This is a genomic window from Pseudomonas sp. AF03-9 (assembly GCF_020515815.1).
In the GTDB taxonomy this organism is placed as follows: Bacteria; Pseudomonadota; Gammaproteobacteria; order Pseudomonadales; family Pseudomonadaceae; genus Aquipseudomonas.
The window spans coordinates 47,771-60,413 of sequence record NZ_JAHPJF010000003.1 but is presented as its reverse complement, the minus strand read 5'-3'; the positions used below and the strand labels follow the sequence as shown (position 1 = coordinate 60,413).

General features: G+C 61.1%; 15 protein-coding genes and 1 tRNA gene. 10 read left to right on the top strand and 6 right to left on the bottom strand.

Translation table 11 applies throughout. The annotated features are described in order from the left end of the window. Positions 1–30: 30 nt before the first annotated feature. Positions 31–399, bottom strand: coding sequence for a hypothetical protein (locus LIY36_RS07235; protein ID WP_226455265.1), 369 nt, complete (start codon positions 397–399; stop codon positions 31–33). Between the two features lie 318 nt (positions 400–717). Here LIY36_RS07235 and LIY36_RS07230 point away from each other — a divergent pair, with 318 nt between their 5' ends. The 5 genes from LIY36_RS07230 (at position 718) to LIY36_RS07210 (ending at position 4,752) form a co-directional block, all read left to right on the top strand. Next, positions 718–2,340: a methyl-accepting chemotaxis protein gene (locus LIY36_RS07230; RefSeq protein ID WP_226455264.1), complete on the top strand. Its 1,623-nt coding sequence runs from the start codon at positions 718–720 to the stop codon at positions 2,338–2,340. 85 nt (positions 2,341–2,425) lie between these two features. Further along, a complete protein-coding gene (locus LIY36_RS07225; RefSeq protein WP_226455263.1) occupies positions 2,426–2,638 on the top strand; it encodes a cysteine-rich CWC family protein in 213 nt (70 codons plus the stop codon). After that, positions 2,638–3,330, top strand: a complete 693-nt coding sequence (locus LIY36_RS07220; protein WP_226455262.1) for a 16S rRNA pseudouridine(516) synthase — start codon at positions 2,638–2,640, stop codon at positions 3,328–3,330. The genes LIY36_RS07225 and LIY36_RS07220 overlap by 1 nt, the downstream gene beginning before the upstream one ends. 307 nt (positions 3,331–3,637) lie before the next feature. Continuing rightward, positions 3,638–4,522: an alpha/beta fold hydrolase gene (locus LIY36_RS07215; protein WP_226455261.1), complete on the top strand. Its 885-nt coding sequence runs from the start codon at positions 3,638–3,640 to the stop codon at positions 4,520–4,522. 156 nt (positions 4,523–4,678) lie between these two features. Continuing rightward, positions 4,679–4,752, top strand: a tRNA-Gly gene (locus tag LIY36_RS07210). A gap of 301 nt (positions 4,753–5,053) precedes the next feature. On the opposite strand, the gene LIY36_RS07205 is transcribed toward LIY36_RS07210, so the two are convergent. Continuing rightward, positions 5,054–6,247: an MFS transporter gene (locus LIY36_RS07205; RefSeq protein WP_226455260.1), complete on the bottom strand. Its 1,194-nt coding sequence runs from the start codon at positions 6,245–6,247 to the stop codon at positions 5,054–5,056. 156 nt (positions 6,248–6,403) lie between these two features. Here LIY36_RS07205 and LIY36_RS07200 point away from each other — a divergent pair, with 156 nt between their 5' ends. From LIY36_RS07200 to LIY36_RS07185, 4 genes are all read left to right on the top strand, one after another. Continuing rightward, entirely contained in the window at positions 6,404–7,297 is an 894-nt protein-coding gene (locus tag LIY36_RS07200) for a LysR family transcriptional regulator (protein ID WP_226455259.1), read from the top strand. After that, positions 7,275–7,415, top strand: a complete 141-nt coding sequence (locus tag LIY36_RS07195) for a hypothetical protein (RefSeq protein ID WP_226455258.1) — start codon at positions 7,275–7,277, stop codon at positions 7,413–7,415. Before LIY36_RS07200 ends, LIY36_RS07195 begins: the two co-directional genes overlap by 23 nt. 55 nt (positions 7,416–7,470) lie before the next feature. Continuing rightward, on the top strand, positions 7,471–7,803 hold the full coding sequence (locus LIY36_RS07190) for a hypothetical protein (protein WP_226455257.1): 333 nt from the start codon (positions 7,471–7,473) through the stop codon (positions 7,801–7,803). 92 nt (positions 7,804–7,895) lie between these two features. After that, positions 7,896–8,396 (top strand): methylated-DNA--[protein]-cysteine S-methyltransferase, encoded by a 501-nt coding sequence (locus LIY36_RS07185; RefSeq protein WP_192299239.1) that lies wholly within the window; start codon positions 7,896–7,898, stop codon positions 8,394–8,396. Between the two features lie 62 nt (positions 8,397–8,458). On the opposite strand, the gene LIY36_RS07180 is transcribed toward LIY36_RS07185, so the two are convergent. From LIY36_RS07180 to LIY36_RS07170, 3 genes are all read right to left on the bottom strand, one after another. Further along, positions 8,459–8,986: a DUF4142 domain-containing protein gene (locus LIY36_RS07180; RefSeq protein WP_192299240.1), complete on the bottom strand. Its 528-nt coding sequence runs from the start codon at positions 8,984–8,986 to the stop codon at positions 8,459–8,461. Between the two features lie 119 nt (positions 8,987–9,105). Continuing rightward, on the bottom strand, positions 9,106–9,747 hold the full coding sequence (locus LIY36_RS07175; protein WP_226455256.1) for a LysE family translocator: 642 nt from the start codon (positions 9,745–9,747) through the stop codon (positions 9,106–9,108). 21 nt (positions 9,748–9,768) lie between these two features. Continuing rightward, positions 9,769–10,734, bottom strand: coding sequence for a LysR family transcriptional regulator (locus LIY36_RS07170; protein ID WP_442962209.1), 966 nt, complete (start codon positions 10,732–10,734; stop codon positions 9,769–9,771). 77 nt (positions 10,735–10,811) lie between these two features. Between LIY36_RS07170 and LIY36_RS07165 the strand changes: the two genes are divergently transcribed. After that, positions 10,812–11,297: a DMT family transporter gene (locus tag LIY36_RS07165; protein WP_192299243.1), complete on the top strand. Its 486-nt coding sequence runs from the start codon at positions 10,812–10,814 to the stop codon at positions 11,295–11,297. A 7-nt stretch (positions 11,298–11,304) separates the two neighbouring features. Here LIY36_RS07165 and LIY36_RS07160 read toward each other — a convergent pair whose 3' ends face one another. Next, positions 11,305–12,633, bottom strand: coding sequence for an MFS transporter (locus LIY36_RS07160; RefSeq protein ID WP_226455254.1), 1,329 nt, complete (start codon positions 12,631–12,633; stop codon positions 11,305–11,307). Positions 12,634–12,643 lie beyond the last annotated feature (10 nt).

The window sequence follows — 12,643 nt, the reverse complement described above, 5'->3', positions numbered from 1 at the left end:
GCTTCCTGCGCCGCTTGCCTTCAAGTCCTGTCAGCGATGACCGCCGCGGCCGCCGCCATGGTCGGAACCGCGACCACGTCCATCATGCCCGCCATGATCGCCACGATCACCCCAGCCCTGGTTCGGATAGGGCCGGTAACCGGCACGCGGGCCGTAGTAACGCGGGGCCGGCTGGTAATAGCGCGGCGCCGGGTAGTAGCGCGGTTGCGGCGCGTAATAACGCGGTGCGGGGTAGTAATCACGGCGGTATTGGTAAGCGGTGCCACCCCCGTAGTAATACGCCGGCGCCGGTGACGTATAGACCTCGGATCGATAGTAACTCTGGCCTCCATCGTAGTAGGGCACACAGGCTGAAAGGGTCAGACCAAGTAAAGCGCTGAGCAGCAGTCGTCGATACATGGCGGCCTCCTGGACCGCGAAGGAGCTCCTCCAGCGACGCTGGGGGGCGGCACTCAGCTTTCACCGAATGACGAAATATCTGACAACAAAAACCGAATCTGGTGCGTTTTGGTTACAACTAGACACAACTACACAGGTTGCCGATACACGCCCTTCGCAGCGTACTCACGCATAAGGTTTATCCATCATTGGGCTGTATCGATTCAGTAAATTTATCTGGCCCGAAACTTTGTGGATTGCGATGATGTCACTATGACATCGCACCAGGCCAGGGAGGCTCTAGCGTGCGTCATTCGCCAACTCCCTCGGATTCGAGCCATGAAAATTTCAACCAAGCTTCTCCTTTCATTTCTACTCTGTGCACTGGTCACACTTGGGGTCGGTACCCTGGGCATCAAAGGCGTGGTCCGACTCGCCACCGCGCTGGAACTGACGTTCTCCAACAATCTGGTTTCGGTCAGCACCACCGCCGCCACCCTCAACGGCCTGGTCGCGCACAACCGCGGTTTGTACCGGCTGATGGATGCCAGCAACGGCGACGTCTCCCAGCAAGACCGCGACCGCGTGCGCCAGGACATTGCCGCCGAACTCAAGCGCAGCCAGGCCGCCTACGCCACCTACCGCGCGACGCCGCTGGAAGACGACGAACGGGCGGCGGGCGACAAGCTTGACCAGATCTGGCCCACCTATATCAGCAACTCCGAACGCATCATGGCCATGCTCGACAGCGGCCAGCTCGAGCAGGCTCGGGCCCAGCTCAACAGCACCAACAACGAACTGTTCCGCCAGGCACGCGAGCTGATCCGCGTGATCATCGAGTCGAATAACCGCCAGATCAAGGAAGGCGCCGTGGCCGCCGAAGAACTGCGCAGCAGCGCCATGGCCTGGATGATCGGCGGCATCGTGATGGCCTTCCTGATCGCGATCATCATTGGCGTGCTGATCACCCGCCTGATCACCCGCCCTATCGCGCAAGCGGTGCAGAGTGCGCAGCGCATTGCTCGTGGCGACCTGACCCACGCCATCCTCACCGAACGCACCGACGAAGCCGGGCAACTGCTGATGGCGCTGTCGGACATGCAAGGTGGCCTGAAAAGCACCCTGCTGGAAATCGCCAATGCCTCCGACCAGTTGGCCTCCGCCGCCGAAGAACTGAGCGCGGTCACCGAAGAAAGCAGCCGTGGGCTGACCCGCCAGAATGACGAAATCCAGCAAGCCGCCACCGCCGTGAACCAGATGACCGCCGCCGTGGACGAAGTGGCCAGCAACGCCGTGTCCACCTCGCAAGCCTCGCTCAAGGCCACCGACGAAGCTGAAGACGGCCGCCAGCAGGTGGCGCAGGCGGTGTCCGGCATGAGCGCGATGGTGGTCGAGATCAACGATTCAACGCAGTCGGTCGCAGACCTCGCCGGCCAGGTGCGGGAAATCGGCAAGGTGATCGACGTGATCCGCGGCATCGCCGACCAGACCAACCTGCTGGCGCTCAATGCGGCCATCGAAGCGGCCCGCGCAGGCGAGCAAGGCCGTGGTTTTGCGGTGGTGGCCGATGAAGTGCGTGCGTTGGCTCATCGCACCCAAACCTCCACGGTCGACATCGAAAAAATGATTGGGGAAGTGCAGGTGGGCGCCGACGACGCGGTGGCCGCGATGAACAAAAGCCTGACCTGGGCCAACAACACCCAGACCCTGGCGCAAAATGCCGGCGAAGCGCTGCAGCGCATCACCGACAGCGTGGCGCTGATCAATGAGCGCAACCTGGTGATCGCCTCCGCCTCCGAGGAGCAAGCCCAGGTCGCCCGTGAAGTCGACCGCAACCTGCTCAACATCCAGGACCTGTCCACCCAGACCGCCGCTGGCGCCCATCAGACCAACGCCTCCAGCCAGGACCTGTCGCGCCTGGCCACATCGTTCAACGTACTGGTCAGCAAGTTCCAGCTGTAAGTAGCCTGCGTCGGGGCAGCGCTGTATCGTGCAAGGCACACCGGGACTCACCGGGACCTTGCACCCTTTCAGCCTGAACCGACCGATGACCACGCCAACCCTCTGCCCCGCCTGCGGCGCCCGCAACGACTGCGCCCTGGCCGACCCTCGCACCGTCGACCAGGCCTGCTGGTGCTACAGCGTCACCATCGACCCGGCGGTGCTCGAAGCGCTGCCCGATGATCTGCGCAACAAAGCCTGCCTGTGCCCGCGCTGTGCCCAGGTGGATGCGCAGCTACGCGGACTTGAGCAGCCGTAATGCGCGTCGATCGTTTCCTCAGCAACCTGCCACGTTTCAATCGCAAGCAAGTGCGTCTGCTGCTGGTTGAACGGCGTGTGACCGTCGACGGCGTTGCAGTCAGCGATCCGCACCATGAAGTGCGCGAATTCAGTCGTGTATGTGTTGATGATGAGGTTCTGCAGGCGGGCAAACCGGCGCGGTATTTCATGCTGCACAAACCGCAGGGGTGCGTGAGCGCTACAACAGACCCGCAACACCCGACCGTGCTCGACTGGCTCGATGAACCGGACAAGGACGAGCTGCATATCGCCGGGCGCCTGGACTTCAACACCACCGGCCTGATGCTGATCACCAACGACGGCCAGTGGTCACGGCGCCTGACACAACCGCAGACCAAGCTGCCCAAGGTCTACCTTGTCGACACCGAACAGGACATCGGCCCGCAATACGCGCCGACGTTTGCCGCAGGCCTGTACTTTGCGTTCGAAGACCTCACCACCCAACCGGCCGCACTTGAGTTGCTGGGGCCGAGAACGGCGCGGCTGAGCATCGTTGAAGGGCGCTATCACCAGGTGAAACGTATGTTCGGGCATTTCGATAACAAGGTCATCGGCCTGCATCGCGAGCGGATGGGCCCCTTGGTGCTGGATGCCGCCCTGGCGCCGGGCGAGTACCGGGCGCTGACCGATGACGAAATCCGACAGGTTTGACGACCGTTCGGCCGGTGATGGCAAAAAACCGTTTTATAACCTTGCGAGGTGGCAGGTCTGCTGCTTGAATCCAAATCACCAGCCAAATTATGACTCGCGAGTCGCCTATAACTTCCAAGAAACACCTTGCCCCCGCCCGCGCTTGATCTACGGGCCTTCCAGGCAAAACTGCCCGCCATAACAACACCCGTCGGCCAGCCGTCAGCGGATCGACATGGGCGCTCATTTTCCAGGCGTATGCCTACCTGTCACAAAGCTCGTGCAGAGTTACCTGCGCGCCCTACCCGCTTGCCAGGAGTCTTACGACATGAGGCCAGAAATCGCTGTGTTGGATATACAGGGTCAGTATCGGGTTTACACGGAGTTCTATCGCGCGGACGCTGCTGCAAAGACCATCATCATGGTCAATGGCTCCATGGCCACCACGGCATCCTTCGCTCAAACCGTCAAAAGCCTGCACCCGCAATTCAATGTGGTTTTGTACGATCAGCCCTACGCTGGCCGTTCCAAAATCCATAACCGTCATGAGCAAATGCTGACAAAGGACGTCGAAGGCCAGATCCTCCTGGAACTCATCGACCACTTCGCCGCCGAACACGTGCTGTCATTCTCCTGGGGTGGCGCCGCCACCCTGGTCGCCCTCGCCCACCGCCCGCGCCGTGTGGAGAAGGCAGTGATCAGCTCGTTCTCACCCGTGATCAACGCGCCCATGCGCGACTACCTTGAACGCGGCGTTGACTACCTCGGCAACCTCGACCGCGACCGCGTCGGCCACCTCGTCAACAACACCATCGGCAAACACCTGCCATCGTTGTTCAAGCGCTTCAACTACAAGCACGTGAGCAGCCTGGCCGAGCATGAATACGGGCAGATGCACTTTCACATCAGCCAGGTGCTCAACAGCGACCGGCTGTGCTACCTCAAGGCAGCCAAGCAGATCGACATTCCAGTGCTGTTCCTGAACGGCGAATGGGACGAATACACCAGCGCCCACGACGCCAAGCTGTTCGGCCAACACGTGGCCAACAGCAGCTTCAGCACCATCCAGGCCACCGGGCACTTCCTGGATATGGAGCACAAGGCAGCGTGCCGGGACAGCCGGGACGCGGTCGTCGGGTTCTTGAAATCAGAGCGGCCAGCCAGCCGATTGCGGTACCACCAAGGCCAGACACAGCATGCATTTGCAATCTGAAATGCGACCCTGTGCAGGAGAACGTCAGTGATTGAACGCAGACTTGCTCCTGCACAGGCTCCGTCCATCGGTTTATCCGACGCACGCAACCTGCACATTTTCCAAAGAAAAACTTCAAATCCCGATGAACATCTGGTACAAAGTCAGCCGCTCTGAGCGGGTATAGTTTAATGGTAGAACAGTAGCTTCCCAAGCTTCCGACGAGGGTTCGATTCCCTCTACCCGCTCCACTTAATTGTTGGTCCAACGTCAGGATGGTTTTGACGGGGGATGCATGAAAAAACCGGCCCTGGTGGCCGGTTTTTTTGTGCCTGAAATAAGGTGATTCGATAAGGGTGGCAGCTGCGCGCGGATAAATGCACCGGGTAGCTTTCGGGATACCGGCGCACTCGAGTGATACCGCGCACAGCTGCCGTCGAACGCCGAGGCTGACGATGCCGCCGTTGGAAAACCATAAATAGCTCACACAGCGAGTACAACCCGCGCCGTTCCGATGGGGGTGTAGGCAACGTCGCAAGATGAACAATCACATCACCGCTCGTCTACCATCCCCCTCTCCACCCACCACGCCAACGGCAACGTCAGCAACAACACTGCCGCCAACACCATCGCCGCCACCGGCACGCCCAGCGCATCCCCAACGCTGCCAAACACCACGGGCGCCAGCGCCCCGCCGCCGATCGTGCCAGTGTAGAACAGCGCAAACGCCTGCTCCCGCCTGCCCGCACCGGCCAGGTCCGGCACGGCGCCGTACAACACCGAAGATGTGCCGTTGAGCACCAGGCCAAGCAGCGGCAACGTCAGCATCAAACCATTCAGCGGCAGGTACACCGCCGCCATGATCAGCAGCGCGGTGGTGGTTTCCGTCAGCCACACGGTCTTCATCATGCCAATGCGTGCTCCGAGATAACCGCAGAGCAATTTGCCGAACGCGCCACCGACAAATAGCAGGCTCAGGGCCAGGCCGACACCCGCCGTACCTGCACCTTTGGCTTGCAGCAGGAACGGCAGGAACGTGAGAAAGCCCATGCGTACGGCGCTATCGAGGGTGCCGGTGCAGATCAGTGCGCGCAAGCCGCTGGCGGAGCCGATTCCACTGGAGGGTCTGGCCGTTTTCGTGGTGGCAGGTGCTCGCGACGGCGTAGGAATCAGCCACCACAACAGTCCCGCCGCCGCCAAACCCAATAGCCCCAACAAGGTGGCACTGGCGCGCCAGCTGATGACGGTGAGCAGCAGGCCAACCAAGCCGGGGATCAGGGTTTTGCCGATGTCCCCGGAGAAATTGTACTGAGACAGCACCTGCTTGATCCCACCCCCCTCCTCATAGGCATCGCTGATCATCGACGACGCCAGCGGGTGCTGCGTACTCGCGCCCAGGCCGCCCAATAGCAAGGCCAGCAGCAACAGCACCAGCCCGGTGGCTTGCCCAACCATCAAGTAAGCAATACCCGCCAGCGCAGTCCCCCCCACCAGCAACGGTGTGCGCCCCCAGCGTTTGGCGGCACGACTCGCCAGCAGTTGGAACACAGCCATCATCCCGGAATAGGCGCCGCGCAGAAGCCCGATCTGCGCGTAGGACATGGCGAACTGCGCCTGCCAGATGGGTAGCAGCACATAGATAACGTCGGTCAAGCCATCGTGTACGGCATGGGCGCTGCACCCGGCGATCAACGAACGACGGCGGGCAGAGCATTGGGAAGCGGGTATAACGACGGTGTCGGTCATGGCGTAGGAATCTGCTCAGGCTCAAGGCGCTTGCAGCCGGTCAAGACAGGCGCGACGTCATGAAACCTCTCGTTTTATGTTGTGAGGTCTTTATAGAATGCCCGGCAGGTCTTGAACCAATACCGAATTCACACCGATCAATACCCGAGGGCCAGGATGCTCGACCTACGCAAGCTGCGATACTTTCTGACGGTCGCCGAAGAATTGCACTTCGGTCGAGCAGCCATTCGCCTGCACCTGGCCCAGCCACCGCTGACCCGGCAGATTTCGGCGCTGGAGGCCGAGTTGGGCTTCAAACTGTTCGATCGCACCAGCCGCACCGTGACACTTACCGCTCAAGGCCGGTCGTTCTTGCCCTATGCGCGGGGTGTGCTGGAACAGGTGGAGCTGGCACAGGTGATCGCCGGCAAACTGGCCGCAGGCACCGCTGGGCAACTGGCATTGGGGTATGTCAGTTCGATTGCCTTGTCGGACCTGTTCAGCCAGGTGATCCATGCCTTTGCCCAACGCTTTCCCGACGTGCAGCTGACCCTGGTGGAATGCGCCTCCGGCAGCCTCGGCGCGCAGGTGGCGGACGGGCGCCTGGACATTGGCTTGAGCCGCCGGTTGCCGCAAAGCAGCGAAGTGCAGGCTCTGTCGCTGGGCCAGGAACCCTTGGTGGCCGCGTTGGCCAGCGACAGCCCGTTGGCGCGCCAGGCGCGGGTGAGCTTGGCGCAGCTCAGTGCTTATCCGCTGATCCTGTTTCCGGCGGATCATGGATCGGGACTGAACCAGTCCATCGAACAGCTGTACCGCGAGCATGGGCAGCCCCTGCGCGCGGGGCCGACCGGCCGACAGATCACCTCGATCATTGCCCTGGTGGCGGCAGGGCAAGGCGTGGCGTTGGTGCCGCAATGCGCGCAAAGCTTGATGCACAAGGGCGTGACGTACAGGCCTTTGGTGGAAGTGGATGCGTGTGCACAGTTGTTGGTGCTGACTCGTGATGTAGAAAAAAACCTATCAGTCCAAGCCTTTATGAGGGTGATAGGTGAAGTGGCAGACGCTCGATAGCAAGCAGAATGTTTACGAAGGATGCTTAGAGATCATTGCCGAAGAAGCCGCGGCGGCGGCGCTGACGTTTCTGCAACAAGACCGCCAGCGCCACTTCAGCAAAGTCCGACTGTGGTGACGAGTTGATCTCTAAATGATGTCAGCTCCTCCCCCCTGACACCGAGATCACGCCCATGCTTGAACCCCAGCAACACACGCCAAAGGCCATACGACGCCAGGTGGTCGGCTGGGTACTGGTCTTGCCGCTGCTACTGTCGTTTATGAGGCTGCCGTTTTTCATCGGACCGGTCATCGCGGCAGGATCGATCGTCGCGTCGGCTTATGGCATACGGTTGGCCAGGCAACATGCCAACCGACGCTTGACCGTGTTCGCCTCCATCATCACCGCGTTCAATGTCATTTCTCTGTTACTGACGGGAACAGCCTCATTTCTTAAGGCTTTGTATTCCATTTCCTGGATTTACTGGTATCCGCTCTACGCCAACTGGGTGTACTGGAACTTCTAGGCCCAGGAAAATTCAATCGCAAGAAACGTAGTTTCCAACCGGGCGGATACAATTACAGTGGCGCCATGACGTTCGCCCACAGGAGCCCACCCATGCCCTACGAATACAAACTCATGCCCTCCCCGGTCGGCCAGCTCACCCTGGTGGCGCGCGACGGCAAGCTCAGCGCAATCCTGTGGGAAAAAGAGCGCGCCAACCGTGTACGCCTGGGGCAATTGCAGGAGGCCAACAGCAGCCCGGTGCTGTTGGAAACCGAGCGCCAGTTGCAGGAATATTTCGCCGGCACCCGTAGTCAATTCACCCTGGAGCTGGACTTCAGCGGCACCGACTTTCAGAAACAGGTCTGGCAGGCACTCCTGACCATCCCCTTCGGTGAAACCCGCAGCTACAGCCAGATCGCCCGGCAGATCGGCAACCCCAAGGCCGTGCGCGCCGTGGGCGCGGCCAACGGGCGCAACCCGATCTCGATCATCGCACCGTGCCATCGGGTGATTGGCGCCTCGGGTGAACTGACCGGGTTCGCCGGTGGCCTGCAAGCCAAGCAATACCTGCTTGCGCTGGAAGGCACCGGCCAGGCGGAAATGGCGTTCTAGAGCGAATAAAAAACGGCGGTTGGAAAGGCTCCAACCGCCGTTTTTCAGTTCCGGCCAGACACTCAACCGTCGCCTTGATGGCCTTTACCGTAGGTCGACGCCAGGGCACGGGCCTTTTGCAGACGCTCCTGCAACTTGGGCAACGTCTCATCCACCAGCGCCTTGATTTCCGGCACATCCGACGCCGCACCTTCCTGTTTGAACAGGGCAATGGCGTCTTCGTTTTCCTTGACCTGTTGCGCGGTGTAGGCGGCGTCGAAGGAGTCGCCGTCCTTGAGCTCGGGCATCAAGGTTTCGGCTTTGTCGACGATCTTTTCCCGCGGCGCCACCGGCAGCTCCAGCTTCTTGGCGATGGCCGCCAGGTGCTGGTTGGCCAGGGTGCGTTCGTTGATCACCTCGATGGTGTAATCCTTGATTTCCTGGGACGAGGTCTTGGCGTGGGCCATGCGACTGGTTTCGATATCGGCCATCCCTTTGGCCGAGGCCTGCTCGATGAATTCAGCAGGCGACTGGGCGAAAGCATTGCTGGCGCCGAGGCCCAGCAGCATCGCGAAACTGGCGGTGCGTAACCGGATAGCCATGCGGCTCATGATGGGTTCCTCCAGGGCAAAATTAGGCGAGGGGGAATACACCCCGCCCTGAATTCGAATTTTCAGGGCGGCAAAGGTTTAGAAAAAACTTGCCAGTGCGACGAACGGTCGTGATTGCGTCACGCCGGTTTACTGGCAAACAAACCCGGCAGCGCATGGGCCAACGCATTGATGGCAAAGCCGATAAACATCACCCCACAAAGCCTGGTGATGAGGATTTCATGCCGCTGATACACCGTGCGCACCCGCTGGGCGCCGACCACGCCAATCAGGATCGCGTAGGCCAGCACGCCACCGACGAAGCTGAGGAAGATCAGCGCAGGCAACATCGACCACGTCAGCAACTCGGCACGACTGGACAACAACGCCGTAAAGGTTGCAACCGCCACCGGGTACGCCTTGGGATTGGTCAGGCCGAACAGGATGCCGTGCCAGAACGGATGCCGCGCAGCGCCTTGCGGTGCATCGCTGCTGCGGCGCTGGGTGCGGATCGCACGCCAGCCGAGCCAGAACAGATACAGGCCGCTGAGCACGCCCAGCACATCAAATGCACCGCTGCCCACCTCCCGCGCACCAACGATGGCGATCAGCGCCGTGCTGCACCACACCACATCGCCCAACAAGTGCCCGCACAGAAAACCCGCCCCGGCGCGACGGCCACGGGCGGCGCCGATGCCGAATACGGCGAGGACGCCTGGGCCCGGGGTGATACCGTAGATAAAACCTGAAGCGAGGACGGCGAGCAGCAAGGAGGGGGTCATGGGCGCGACTCTGACGGACGGTTAAGGGTGGAAAGATTCTGCATGTTCTACCTCGCAGCGCAATGCTGAACACACTTCTATATCAGTCAATACACCCCGCATCCGCCCCAGCAACCACTGCAACCCCGAATCCCCACCCCGCCGCACATGCCACGCCAGCTCAAACGCGAACGACGGAATATGAAACGGCGGCGCCACGGCCACCAAATGCCGGTGATCGATGTTCAGCAAGCCCCGCGACGACACCGTCAAAATCAGATCCGTGCCCTGGATCAACTGCGGCGCCACGCCCCAGTGCGGCAGGCTGATCGCCACATGCCGGCGCTCACGGATTGCCGTCAATGCGCGCTCGATTTCCGGCGTGCCGCTGCCTCGCATTTCCAGCAACACATGGGGGCGCGAGAGGTAGGTGGGCAGGTCCAGTGTGCCACCCTCCGGCAAGCTGTTGCGGTCCACCAGGCAGGTGTAGTGCTCTTCAAACAGCGGTGTAGTCCGCAGTTCCGCCGGCATGTCAGGAAAGACCCCGGCAGCCAGGTCGAGATCGCCATTAAGCACCCCATCCACCATGCCCTCGCGGCTGGCCTGGATGATTTGCAGGTCAATACCCGGCGCTTCACGGCGCAGCATGCGCACCAAATCAGGTAGGAAAATCGCCGCACTGTAGTCCGACATCGCCAGGCGAAACCGCCGCTTGGCCGACGCCGGATCAAATTGATTGGGCGCCAGCAACGCCTGTACCTGGGCCAAGGCTTCGGCCAGTGGCGCCGCCAACTCCAAGGCGCGCGCGGTGGGTACCAAGCCGCCACCCTGGCGTACCAGCAACGGATCGCCGAGCACATCGCGCAAGCGCGCCAGCGCATGACTGACCGCCGGCTGGCTCAGGTGCAAACGCTCGGCGGCGCGGGTGACGTGTTGCTCGCTGAGCAAGGCGTCGAGGATCACCAGCAGGTTGAGATCGATGCGGCGCAGATCATTCATCAGCTGCATGCTCGGCATAAGAACTTGGAATTTAAATTTGCGCGACGAATACCTTAGAGTCCAGCAAAACCTTTGGGAGATTCATGATGACCACGTTGCATTGGCTGGGTTTATTGGCGCTGGCAGTGATCGCCGGGGCAGTGGTGCCGTTTCAGAGTGCGATCAACGCCAACCTCGGGCGCGGGCTCGGGCACCCGTTGTGGGCCACCCTGGCGTCGCTGCTGGTAAGCATTGTCGTGTTGCTGCCGGTGATTGTGGCGCTGCGCTTGCCCCTGCCGAGCCTGGGTTTTATCAGCAAGGCGCCGTTGTGGATGTGGGCCGGTGGCGCATTTGGCGTGTGTTTTATTTCCCTGGCGTTGATGCTGTTGCCCAAGCTCGGTGCGTCAGGATTTATTGCACTGGCCATGGCCGGGCAGATGCTCGCCTCGTTGCTGCTCGATCACTTTGGCCTGTTTGGGCTGGCGGAGCGGCAACTGACAACGCCCCGGGTGCTGGGGGCGTTGTTGTTGATTGGCGGGGTGGCGTTGATTCAGTTTAGCGCCACGCCAGCCAAGGCCTTGGCCGCAGCGTGATAATTCGTCAACGCTTGTCGGACGTACGCAGCTTTTGTGGCAGCCCCCACAACAACAGCGCAGCGGCGATCAACGCACACACACCAATCACGTAGAGCGCCGGGGTGGTGCTGCCGCTGATGTCCTTGATCCGTCCAACCATCACCGGGCTGACAATACCGCCCAATTGTCCCAGGGTGTTGATCAAGGCAATCCCGCCCGCCGCACCGGCACCCGCGCCGGCCAGCAGTTTGGGCGGCAAGGTCCAGAAGGTCGGGATGGCAGCGATGATCCCCGCACCCAACAGGCCCAGCGCCACGATCAGGAACGTGGTGTGGTCGTCAAAGATACCGGCACAGAAAAACCCTACCGCGCCCAATGCCACCAACCCACTGACAAACTTGCGGCGTTCACCGGTGGCATCCGACCAGCGTCCTACCAGCACCATGGTGATCGCACCACAGATATAGGGGATGGCGGTCAGCAAGCCGATCACCACCGAGCTTTCGATACCGGTGCTGCGGATCAATTGCGGCGCCCAGAAGTTAAGGCCGTAGGACGCTACCTGGATCAGGAAGTAGATCAGCCCCAGCATCAGGAAACCGGGAATTCGCAGGGCCTGGAGCAGCGAGCCCTTCTTGTGGACCTCATGCACGGCGATGCGGCTGGAGAGCAAGGTTTTTTCTTCGGCGCTGAGCCACGGCGCATCTTCAATACGGTCCTTGAACTGCGTCAGCACCATCCACGCCAAGACCACGCACGGCATACCACCGAGCAGGAACAGCCAGTGCCAGCCGCGCATCTGCAGCACACCGTCCATGTGCTCCAGCACCAGCCCGGAGAACGGCGCCCCCACCAGCCCGGCAAACGCCGAAGCTAGGAACAGCATCGAGGTAATACGCCCACGGAAGTCCTGGGGAAACCACAGCGTCAGGTAATACAGCACGCCCGGCGCAAAGCCTGCCTCCATGGCGCCAATCAGAAAGCGCAGCACGTAGAACTGCCACTCAGCCGTGACAAACACCATAGCCGCCGTCGCCAGCCCCCAGGACACCATGATCCGCGCGATCCACCGACGAGCCCCGACCTTGTAGAGCATCATGTTGCTCGGCACTTCGAAAATCACATAGCCAACCACAAACAGCCCAGCCCCCAAGCCGTATGCGGTGTTGCTCAGGCCAAGGTCGGCCTGCAGCTGGAACTTGGCGAAGCTGATGTTGATACGGTCAAAAAAGGCGAACAGGTAGCAGACCATGATCAATGGCATCAGACGCCAGGCGACCTTGTTGACCACGGCTTTGATCGGATCGACTTCACCTGCCGGGCGCGCGCCGGCCTCTAACGGATTAGTGCTCATGTTTTCTCTC